The sequence below is a fragment of the Flavobacterium sp. ABG genome (assembly GCF_001027725.1).
GTDB lineage: Bacteria > Bacteroidota > Bacteroidia > Flavobacteriales > Flavobacteriaceae > Flavobacterium > Flavobacterium cupriresistens.
Genome location: NZ_LEKS01000004.1, coordinates 105,666 through 116,699, shown reverse-complemented (window position 1 = coordinate 116,699; position 11,034 = coordinate 105,666). Strand labels below are relative to the sequence as shown.

At 35.1% G+C, this 11,034-nt stretch carries 9 protein-coding genes; all 9 read left to right on the top strand.

Translation table 11 applies throughout. The features are described from left to right. Positions 1–22 precede the first annotated feature (22 nt). The 9 genes from AB674_RS05775 to AB674_RS05735 all read left to right on the top strand — a co-directional run bounded on the left by AB674_RS05775 (position 23) and on the right by AB674_RS05735 (position 11,032). On the top strand, positions 23–646 hold the full coding sequence (locus AB674_RS05775) for a porin family protein (RefSeq protein ID WP_047774704.1): 624 nt from the start codon (positions 23–25) through the stop codon (positions 644–646). A gap of 40 nt (positions 647–686) precedes the next feature. Further along, positions 687–1,337 (top strand): porin family protein, encoded by a 651-nt coding sequence (locus AB674_RS05770; protein WP_047774702.1) that lies wholly within the window; start codon positions 687–689, stop codon positions 1,335–1,337. Positions 1,338–1,340: 3 nt separating this feature from the next. Beyond that, positions 1,341–1,958, top strand: coding sequence for an outer membrane beta-barrel protein (locus AB674_RS05765; protein WP_240478066.1), 618 nt, complete (start codon positions 1,341–1,343; stop codon positions 1,956–1,958). Positions 1,959–1,963: 5 nt separating this feature from the next. Then, positions 1,964–2,335 carry a 3-hydroxyacyl-ACP dehydratase gene (locus AB674_RS05760; RefSeq protein ID WP_047774694.1) on the top strand — a complete coding sequence of 124 codons (372 nt, stop codon included), beginning with the start codon at positions 1,964–1,966 and terminating at the stop codon, positions 2,333–2,335. 2 nt (positions 2,336–2,337) lie between these two features. Further along, the gene (locus tag AB674_RS05755; protein ID WP_047774690.1) at positions 2,338–2,823 is read left to right on the top strand and encodes a hypothetical protein; all 486 of its coding nucleotides are present in this window, start codon (positions 2,338–2,340) and stop codon (positions 2,821–2,823) included. Between the two features lie 19 nt (positions 2,824–2,842). Then, entirely contained in the window at positions 2,843–4,021 is a 1,179-nt protein-coding gene (locus AB674_RS05750; protein WP_047774688.1) for a DUF2062 domain-containing protein, read from the top strand. A gap of 140 nt (positions 4,022–4,161) precedes the next feature. Further along, on the top strand, positions 4,162–7,842 hold the full coding sequence (locus tag AB674_RS05745; protein ID WP_047774686.1) for a 1-acyl-sn-glycerol-3-phosphate acyltransferase: 3,681 nt from the start codon (positions 4,162–4,164) through the stop codon (positions 7,840–7,842). 1 nt (position 7,843) lies between these two features. Beyond that, complete coding sequence (locus tag AB674_RS05740; protein ID WP_047774684.1) at positions 7,844–9,361, top strand: phytoene desaturase family protein; 1,518 nt, start codon at positions 7,844–7,846, stop codon at positions 9,359–9,361. Between the two features lie 9 nt (positions 9,362–9,370). Beyond that, complete coding sequence (locus tag AB674_RS05735; protein ID WP_047774682.1) at positions 9,371–11,032, top strand: acyl-CoA--6-aminopenicillanic acid acyl-transferase; 1,662 nt, start codon at positions 9,371–9,373, stop codon at positions 11,030–11,032. The last annotated feature ends 2 nt before the right edge of the window (positions 11,033–11,034 follow it).

The window sequence follows — 11,034 nt, the reverse complement described above, 5'->3', positions numbered from 1 at the left end:
AAACAAACACTATTTCAAACAAATGAGAAAAACGGTAATCATCGCCTTAGTATTATTTATCACGACTATAACATCGCAAGCACAAGTAAAAGTAAGCCCGGGGCTTCGCGCAGGTACAAATTTTTCAACATTAAGTAATATTGAAGATGCCAGCTTTAAAACTGATTTTTATGTAGGTGCATTAGTCGCTATAAAATTTAATAAATATTTTACCCTTCAACCCGAATTAACCTACTCCAGACAAGGCTCTGAAGGAATTTCTTATGATCCTCAAAATCCATATATTAGAAGTTATAAAAAAGACTATGAATTAAATTATCTTTCGGTTGGCGCTGTTGCCAAATATCATTTTAACGGAAGTGGTTTTCATATCTTAGGTGGTCCTTCTGCAGATTTCAAAACAAGTGATAATTTCAAACAAAATGAATTTGACCCGATTGACTTTGATCTTTCTATTATTGGAGGATTTGGTTATTCGTTACCAAACGGATTAACGTTTGAAGCCAGAATTAAACAGGGTCTTATTGACATTTATGGTTATAACGAATATCAATATAATAACAACAATAATAATAACCGTTATGACGATGCCATCTTAAATCAGGTTTTCCAGATTGGTGTTAGCTACACCTTCAAAATGAAATAAAAACAAATAAAACACAAATAGAAAATAAATAAAAAACCAAATGAACAACAGAAATCTAATAATTGCAATAGCCCTTTTTTTTACAGCCCTAAACCTGCAAGCACAAGTAACGTTCAGACCCGGAGTTCATGCCGGACTAAACATTTCAAAATTCACAGATTCGGATTTTGGAAACAAAACTGATTTCTATATTGGAGCATTTGGAGCTTTAAAACTTTCTAAAGTGTACACTTTACAACCGGAATTGACCTACTCCAGACAAGGAGCTAAAGGAAGTAACGTTCCAATGGGATATACCAGCATTTATAACCCGTCAACAAATACATACACTACAGTTTATAACGAAGGTAGTGTCGATATTTCTTTGCAATATCTTTCTGCCGTTACCATTAATAAATTCAATTTAACAAACGATTTCTATTTGTTAGTAGGTCCGTACTTTGATATTCTTGTTGGCGATGATGTTAAAGTTAATCCTAAAAGCAGAGAAAGAGATTTTAAAAAAGGAGAGGATGTTGACTTAGGAATTGTAGGAGGTCTTGGATACAGTTTAAAAAATGGAATTTCCTTTGAAGGAAGAATCAAAAAAGGGCTTACCAATTCTTTTACCAACTATTATAGCTACAATTATTCAGATGCAACCAATTTAGTATTTCAATTTGGTGCCACTTATACCTTTGGAAAAAAATAAAAAATGATGAGTCAAAAAAAAATAGTTTTCCTCCTGTTTGTTTTTTTTACAATACTACAGACACAAGCTCAGGTTAGTTTTAAACCCGGCTTAAGAGGAGGATTGAGTCTTTCTTCCATTTCTGAAATGCATGGTGATTACAAACCTGATTTTTATGTTGGTGGTTTTGGTGAAATTAATTTAACCAAACGTTATGCGCTTCAACCGGAAATCACGTATACCAGACAGGGTTCAAATGACGTTGCCCGAAATTATTTTGAAGCAGGTACTTCAATAGAAAAAGAGGAACGCCTGGATTTAAAACTCGATTATCTGTCGTTAAGTTTACTTAATAAGTTTACTTTTGGACCTGGTATTCAAATCCAATTCGGTCCCTCATTAGATGTGTTGGTAGAGGATAATTTAGCAATCACAAAAAATAGAAATGATATCTCTTTTATTTCCGGAGTTGCTTATCGCTTCCCTTCAGGTCTGACAATTGAAGCCCGTTTTAAAAAAGGTTTTCTTGACGTATTGGACAGCAGTTATTATTCCAACAACTCCAATAATTATTACTGGTTAGGGGAATACAATGTAAATAACAGTTTTCAGTTTGGTGTTTCTTATATATTCGGAAAATAGATACTATGGTTTTAAAAGATTTTTACAAGATCCTTTCGGAGGAAAAAATATCCGATTCGAAATACAATATCACGATTTTGGTCAATGAAAAACACGAAATTTTCAAAGGTCATTTTCCGGGAAACCCCATTATGCCTGGTGTCTGCATGATTCAGATTATCAAAGAACTTACAGAATCAATCACTGCAAGTTCTTTGATGATTCAAACCCTTTCTAATGTAAAATTCATGGCACTTATCAATCCAGAAGCGACTCCTGAATTACGTTTAGAATTGGATATTGCCACTACAGAAGAGCAGTTGGTTAAAGTAAAAAACACTACGTATTTTAATGATACTGTTGCTTTAAAATTAAGCAACACTTATAAAAAAATATAATTATGAAACTTTTACTCTCCTTACTTTTATGGTTCAGTTTTGTCGGTAATCCGGATTTAGCTTCCATTCGCAAAGCTTATCCTGACGTTAATAAATCAGAAGCTAATGCTAAAAGTTTTGTAGAAAAGCTCTCCGGTGTTTCAAACAATGACGACAAAATCTTAGTAGCCTACAAAGCTGCTGCGATCTTATTGGATTCTAAATTTGAAAAAAAACTGAAAGAAAAAATGAATCGTTTCAAGGAAGGGGCAAAATTGCTGGAATCAACCATTGTAAGCGAACCAAACAATATTGAAATCCGAATGATTCGGTTGAGTATTCAGGAAAATGTACCGGGAATTACAGGTTACAAAAAAAACATTAAGGAAGACAAAAAGTATATTACCACCCATTACAACGAGCAAAATGCCGCTTTAAAAGAATACCTAAAAGATTTTGTTTTACAATCTAAGAGTTTCTCCGATAAAGAGAAGCAATTCGTAAAGTAAACAAAGAAAAATCTCCCACATGAAACCTACTTTACCACAGCAGGACCTGATTAATTCGACGCATTTTTGTGTGCTTGTTCCCACGTACAACAACCACAAAACTTTAAGAAAAGTCTTAGATTCTGTTTTGGATTTCACTCCCAATATCATCATCATCAATGACGGTTCTACTGATGAAACCAGCACTATATTAAAAGACTATTCGCAGTTAACTCAAATTCACCACGCCAAAAATTCAGGAAAAGGGATGGCTTTGAGAAATGGTTTCAAAAAAGCAATTGAACTGAATTTTGAATATGCTATTACTATTGATTCCGATGGTCAGCATTTTGCTACCGATATTCCAAATTTTCTTGCCGAAATTCAAAAGCAACCCGATTCTTTATTGATCGGAAGCCGAAATATGACACAGGAAAATGTGCCTAAAAAAAGTAGCTTTGGTAATAAATTCTCCAACTTTTGGTTTTGGTTCGAAACCGGAATTAAACTCGACGATACACAATCGGGTTTCCGTTTGTACCCGTTAAGACTCATCCCGAAAAAATATTATACCAATAAATTTGAGTTTGAAATTGAAGTTATTGTTCGCTCTGCCTGGAAAGGGATTTTGGTGAAAAATATCCCAATTCAAATTTTATACGATCCGGCGGAGCGGGTTTCACACTTTCGTCCTTTCAAAGATTTCACCCGAATCAGTATTTTAAATACCGTTTTAGTTCTCCATGCCCTTTTGTATATTAAGCCCCGGGACTTTGTTCGAAAAGCAAAAAAAAAAGGTTTTAAAAGATTCTTTCTCGAAGACATTTTAGAAAGCAGTGATTCCAATTTCAAAAAAGCAGCTGCTATTGCACTGGGCATTTTTATCGGAATTTCGCCTTTTTGGGGATTTCAAACCGTATTGCTTTTGTTTTTTGCTACTCTTTTTAAACTCAACAAAGTCATTGCTTATTTGTCATCCAATGTGAGTTTCCCTCCTTTTATTCCATTTGTAATTTATGGATCATTAAAAATGGGCAGCTATTTTGTGTCCACAGATACGCCTTTGGTTTTAGACAGTTCCGTGACGTTTGATGATATTCAAAAAAATGCAACACAATATATTGTCGGAAGTCTTATTTTAGCATCCGTTTTAGCGCTTTCAATTGGTCTTATCAGTTATTTACTTTTGACCGCTTTTAGTTCTAAAAAAAATAAATAGCAAATAAAGGTTTGCCACAGATTAAAAGGATTAAATTGATTATAGATCTCTGATCATTCGCCACGAATTTCACAAATTAAACGAATTATTTTGTGTCAATTCGAGTAATTCGCGGCAAAAAAAACAATAAAAAAATAATTATGCATCACTATTTCTATGCCATTCACTTATTTGTAAACCGAAGAAAAACCCTATCGGTTGTACTGGCTGTTGCGATGCTTTTTGTGTTTGGCTTTTTTGCTTCTCAAATTAAATTTGAAGAAGACATTACCAAAATTATTCCAACCAACGACAAATCTGATGTTACGGCAAAAGTGCTTAAACAGCTTAATTTTGCAGATAAAATTACCGTTATTTTCAAACTCGAAAAAAACGGAACCGAAGAAGATTTAACCCAAATGGCAACTGCTTTTTCCGACAGTGTTGCGGTATCCTGTAAACCCTATATCACCGGAATTCAAGGGAAAGTTGACGAAGAAAACATTCAGGAAACTATCGATTTTGTTTACCAAAATCTGCCACTTTTTCTGGATACTAAAGATTATGCCGCCATCGGAAACAAGCTCCAAAAAGACAGTATTGCTGCAACCGTTCAGGGCAATTATAAAGCAATTATTTCGCCTTCAGGATTTGTCACCAAAGATTTTATTTTACAGGATCCGTTGGGAATTTCTTTTATTGCTTTAAAAAAATTACAACAACTAAATGTTGGAGATGATTTCACCCTCAATAATGGTTTTGTCATGACCAAAGACAAAAAGAAATTATTGCTTTTTATCACCTCTAATCTTCCATCGAGCGAAACCGAAAAGAATACCCTTTTTGCCGCCAAGCTTAAATCGATTCAGGACCATCTAAATCAGAAATTCAAAACCAAAACTTCGATCCGTTATTTTGGTTCGGCTTTAATTGCGGTTGCCAATGCCAATCAGATTAAAAGCGATATTATTCTAACGACCTCAATCGCAATGATCACTTTGATGTTGATTCTGATTTTGTTTTACCGAAAAATATTGATCCCGTTAATTATTTTTCTGCCAACGGTTTTTGGAGGTCTCTTTGCTGTGGCTTTTCTGTATTTTATAAAAGACCAGATTTCGGCCATCTCCCTCGGAATTGGCTCTATCCTATTGGGAATCACAATTGATTATTCTATTCATATCCTCACGCATTACAAACACAACAGCGATGTAAAAACGTTATACAAAGACATCACCATGCCCGTGATCATGAGTAGTTCAACAACTGCTGTAGCCTTCTTGTGTTTGCTTTTTGTAAAATCTGATGCCTTGAATGATTTGGGAATTTTTGCAGCCGTGATTGTAATGTCTTCTGCTTTTTTCTCGCTTTTGATTGTTCCGCACTTGTACAAACCAAAAGAGCATACTCCTGAGCATAAGAAAAATGTGATTGATAAACTGGCTCATTTCTCCTTTCACAATAATAAATTCTTAATCGGATTTTGTGTGCTCATTACGATTGTTTGCTGCTTTACTTATAATGATGTTGGTTTCAACAATGACTTATCGCAATTAAATTTCGTTCCAAAAGAAATAAAAGCGGCCGAAAAAGACCTCGAGGAAAGCACCAGTCTGACTTCAAAAACCATTTATGTTGCTTCGTACGGGAAAAGTATGGAGGAAGTGCTGCAAAACAACAGCCGTCTTTTTGCTCATTTGGCTAAAGAAAAACAGCAACAGAAAATACTAAATTTCAGTTCTGTTGGTGGTATTATGCTTTCAGAATCTGCTCAAAAGCAAAAAATCGATCAATGGAATTCGTTTTGGGATACCCACAAAAAACAACTTCTGCAATCCGAATTAGTTGCCGAAGGTTCAAAATTAGGTTTCAAACCCACAACTTATGCGACATTTTTTGAGCATTTAGATTACAATTTCAAACCCATTACACCCGCCGATTATCTAAAAATTCAGGCGTTGCAATTGCATGAATTTGTAACAGAAAAGAAAGGCTTTTATACCATTTCGACCTTAGTAAAAGTAACTCCCGAACAACGTGATCCTTTTATAAAAGCAGCGGAAACTCAAAAAGACCTGATTGCAATTGACCGTCAACAGATGAACGAAACATTCTTTAGCACTTTAAAGACTGATTTTAATTCCCTTGTAAATTATTCTTTTGTGGCTGTAATTCTGATTTTATTCTTCTTTTTCAGAAGAATCGAATTGGTCATCGTAAGCTGTATTCCGATTGTTTTAACGGGAATTGTTACCGCAGGAATTATGGGGATTTTTGGCATTCAGCTGAATATTTTCAGTATGATAGTCTGTACCCTGATTTTTGGTCATGGAGTCGATTTTAGTATTTTCATGACAAGTGCGCTTCAAAAAGAATATACAACCGGAAAAAACGAAATTGCCATCTACAGAACTTCCATTATTCTGGCAGTAATCACAACTATTTTAGGAATTGGTGCGATGATTTTTGCACATCATCCTGCGCTTAGATCTATTTCGTCTATCTCCCTAATTGGAGTTTTTGCCGCACTCATCATCACCTTTATTTTTTATCCGATACTGTTCAAACTGTTTTTGTCGAATCGTCCTAAAAAAGGAAATGCTCCTTTTGAATTGCGCAGTTTTGTTCACGGTGTTTTGTCTTTCGCCTACTACGGACTTGGTGGTCTTTTAATGTCTCTTTTCAGTTTAATCGTGATGCCGATTATTCCCTTAAACGAAAAAACAAAAATGAAAGGCTTTCGATATGCGATTTCAAAATTTATGAAATCGGTGTTGTATACCAATCCTTATATTCATAAAAAAGTCATTAACAACTTTAATGAAAATTTTGAAAAACCGGCTATTATTATCGCCAATCATTCTTCTTTTCTTGATATTTTATTGGTGGGAATGCTCAGTCCAAAAATTATATTTTTAGTAAATGACTGGGTTTACAATTCGCCAATCTTTGGTGCGACCGTTCGAAAAGCGGGCTTCTATCCGGTTTCTGAAGGACTCGAAGGCGGTGTTGAACATCTCCGTCAGAAAGTAAACGAAGGCTATTCGTTAATGATTTTCCCCGAAGGAACACGCTCAGAAAGCAATCAGATTAAACGTTTTCACAAAGGTGCTTTTTACCTTGCCGAAGCATTTAATTTAGACATTCTTCCTGTTTTGATTCATGGTGCTTCAGAAGCCATTCCGAAAGGCGATTTTGTAATTCACGACACCACACTTACCGTTTCTATTCTGGAAAGAATTGCACCTGATAATCTTTCGTTTGGCAAAAATTACACCGAAAGAACAAAACAAATCGGTGCTTATTTTAAAGACAAATTTGCTAAAATCCGCCAAGAATTAGAAGGCCCGAAATATTTTAAAAAGATGCTTTTGCACAGTTACGATTACAAAGAAATTGAAATCGTAAACAGTGTAAAAAACGATCTGAAGGCCAACTTAGGAACGTATCACAATCTGAACCAACATCTTTCGACGAAGGCTAAAATATTGCATTTATCAAACGATTATGGGCAACTGGATGTTTTGTTGACGCTACAAGAGCCACAACGAAAAATAGATGCATACAATAAAGACGAAGAAAAATTGGCCGTTGCAAAAACCAATTACATCGTTTCAAAAAGAAAAATCACTTATCTGGACCATTTTGATCTGACTTTACAAAATCAATACGATGCTGTTTTAATTTCTGACGAAAACTATAAAAATGACCTTGAGAAAATTGTTGCTACAACTTCTGTCGTTATTTTAATTGATGCTTCCGATTTAAAAGACACTTTGACTAACTTTGGCTTTAATTCGGTTTTAGACAAAGACTCCATAATTATATTAAAGAAAAACTAGGATGAAAGAGCATTACGACGTCGTAATTGTAGGAAGCGGTTTAGGCGGTTTAGTTTCGTCTATAATCCTGGCGAAAGAAGGCTATAGCGTTTGTGTGTTGGAAAAAAACAATCAATACGGTGGAAATCTGCAAACTTTTGTACGCGATAAAACCATTTTTGATACCGGAATTCATTATATCGGAGGCCTGAGTGAAGGGCAAAATCTGCACAAATATTTTAAATATCTAGGAATAATTGACCATTTGAAATTAAAAAAAATGGATGAAAATGGTTTTGATATGATCTCATTTGAAGACGATCAAAACGAATATCCACATGCTCAAGGGTATGATAATTTTGTAAAACAATTAGAACCTTATTTCCCCGAAGAGAAAACCAACATTGAAAATTATTGCGATAAACTAAGAACAATCTGCGATTCTTTTCCGCTTTATAATCTGGAATGGGGAGGCAAATATGACAATGCCATTTTAGAACTAAATGCCAAGGCAACTATAGAAGAATTTACACAAAACGAAAAGTTAAGAGCCGTTTTGAGTGGTTCTAATTTTCTGTACGCCGGAATTGCAGACAAATCTCCTTTTTATGTGCACGCGCTCTCGGTAAACTCCTATATCCAAAGTTCCTGGCGCTGTATTAATGGTGGAAGTCAGATTACAAAGCAACTACTGAAACAGTTAAAAAAACACGGTGGAGAATTTTACAAACACAAGGAAGTAATTCATTTTCCTGTTGAAAACAATAAGGTCACATCGGTAAAAATGAAGGACGGAACGGAAGTTTCGGGTACCTATTTTATTTCGAACATTGAACCGAAAACTACCTTGAAAATGGTCGGGGAAGAAAATTTCAGAAAATCATTCTACAGCAGGATTCAAAGTCTGGAAGGTGTCATTTCTGCCTTTAGTCTTTATATTGTTTTCAAACCAAAAAGTTTCAAATACATCAACCATAATTATTATCATTTTAAGAACAGCCAGGAAGTCTGGACCGCTCATGAGTATGATGAAAATTCATGGCCAAAAGCCTATATGGCATCCATGAATGCCTCAGCAAAAGAAGAAGAATGGGCAGACGGGATGACTTTTATTACTTACATGAAATATGATGATGTTTCGCCATGGGTAGATACCCATAATACGATCGTGGACAAAAAGGATCGCGGCGAAAGTTATGAAGAATTTAAAGCCCGAAAGGCTGCTGCTTTTTTAGATCAAATCGAAAAGAAATTTACAGGAATCAAAGACTGTATCCAATCCGTTCATACTTCTACGCCTCTTTCTTATCGCGACTATATTGGCGGTGATAAAGGCAATATGTACGGTTACGTCAAAGATTCAAATAGTCCGATGAAAACCCTGATTGCCTCCAAAACAAAATTAGACAATCTTTATCTCACAGGTCAAAGCATCAATATGCATGGTGTACTGGGGGTGACTATCGGAGCTGTTGTAACCTGCTCGGAAATTGTAGGCAAAGAATATCTGGTTGACAAAATAAATCAAGAATCTGAATAAGTAAGCATTATGAAAAGCAGAAGAATACTTCTTTTCTTTATCGGTATTTCGATGCTGCTAACTTCTTGTGGTATCTCAAAATCAAAACATCATTTACCTGATGTTGCCCGTTATAATGCAACAAAACCGATAGTGACAAAACAATCGGACAGTGCTTTTGTATCCGGAAGAAATTCGTTTTTAAAAAATAAACAAGGTCTTTGGGAATTGTATGTCGAAGGAGATCCGCTTGAAATCGGTCTTAGCACCGGTGCTTTAACAGATTCCCTTTTAAAAAAACAGGAGCAGATTTTTTTCTCCCGAATTGAAGATATTGTTCCCTCTAAATTCCAGCAAAACTTGCTTCGTAATTTTCTAAAATGGTACAATCGAAAATTATATCTCAATGTTCCTAACGAATATCAGGCCGAAATCTATGGTATTTCGCAATATACGTCGCATACTTTTGACAATCTGGCGCCACAATATCAGCGCAATTTGTACCTGCATGGAGCACATGATATTGGCCATGCCTTGCAGGATTTAGCTTTAGTTGGTTGTTCCTCTTTTGCTGCCTGGAATGAAAAATCGGAAGACGGAAATCTGATTCTGGGACGCAATTTTGATTTTTATGTCAATGAGGCTTTCGCAGAAAATAAAATAGTTGCCTTTATTAATCCAAAAGAAGGATATCCTTTTATGATGGTAACCTGGCCCGGAATGATTGGGGCTGTTTCGGGAATGAATAAAGAAGGACTTACCGTAACCATAAATGCCGGAAAATCGAAAATTCCTTTGAGTGCCAAAACACCAATTTCTATTCTAACCAGAGAGATTTTACAACACGCACAAAATATAGAGGAAGCCATTGCAATTGTCAAAAAAAGAAACGTATTTGTTTCAGAATCCATCATGGTTGGAAGTGCACATGATAACAAAGCTATTCTGATTGAAGTCTCCCCGAAAAAGATGGATGTGTACGATGTTCCCAACAGTGATCAATTAATTTGTTCCAATCATTTTCAGAGTGCTGCTTTTAAAGATGATAAACGAAATCAATTTCAAATTGCCAACAGTCACTCGGAATATCGTTTTGAAAGAATGCAGGAGCTCCTTAGTCAAAACACAAAAATTAACCCTCAAATTGCTTCCGAAATTCTCAGAAACAAAGAAGGTTTACAAAATAGCACCTTAGGTTATGGCAATGAAAAAGCACTAAATCAGTTGATGGCGCATCATGGAATTATTTTCAAACCGAAAGAAAAAACGGTTTGGATTTCAGCAAATCCGTATCAATTAGGCGAGTTTGTCTGTTACAATTTAGATTCTGTTTTTAAAGAAAGGAAAACAAATCCTCTTCTTTCGTTTGAAGAAGAAAACCGGAACATTGCCAAAGATCCTTTTTTACAAACAACAGCCTTTAAAAACTACAAAAAGTTTAAAACTGAAGATCATAAAATAGATGTATACCTAAAAAATAAAACAAAAATCCCTTTTGATTTTATTCAACAATATCAATCATTAAACCCTGATTATTGGGTTGTGTATTATAAAGCAGGGTTGTATTTTTACCAAAAGAAATACTTTAGACTTGCACAGGAAAACTTTGAGAAAGCATTGACCAAAGAAGTGACAACAGTTCCTCAAAAACTGGCAATTGAAAAATATTTAAAAAAACTCAAAAGAAAATGAAC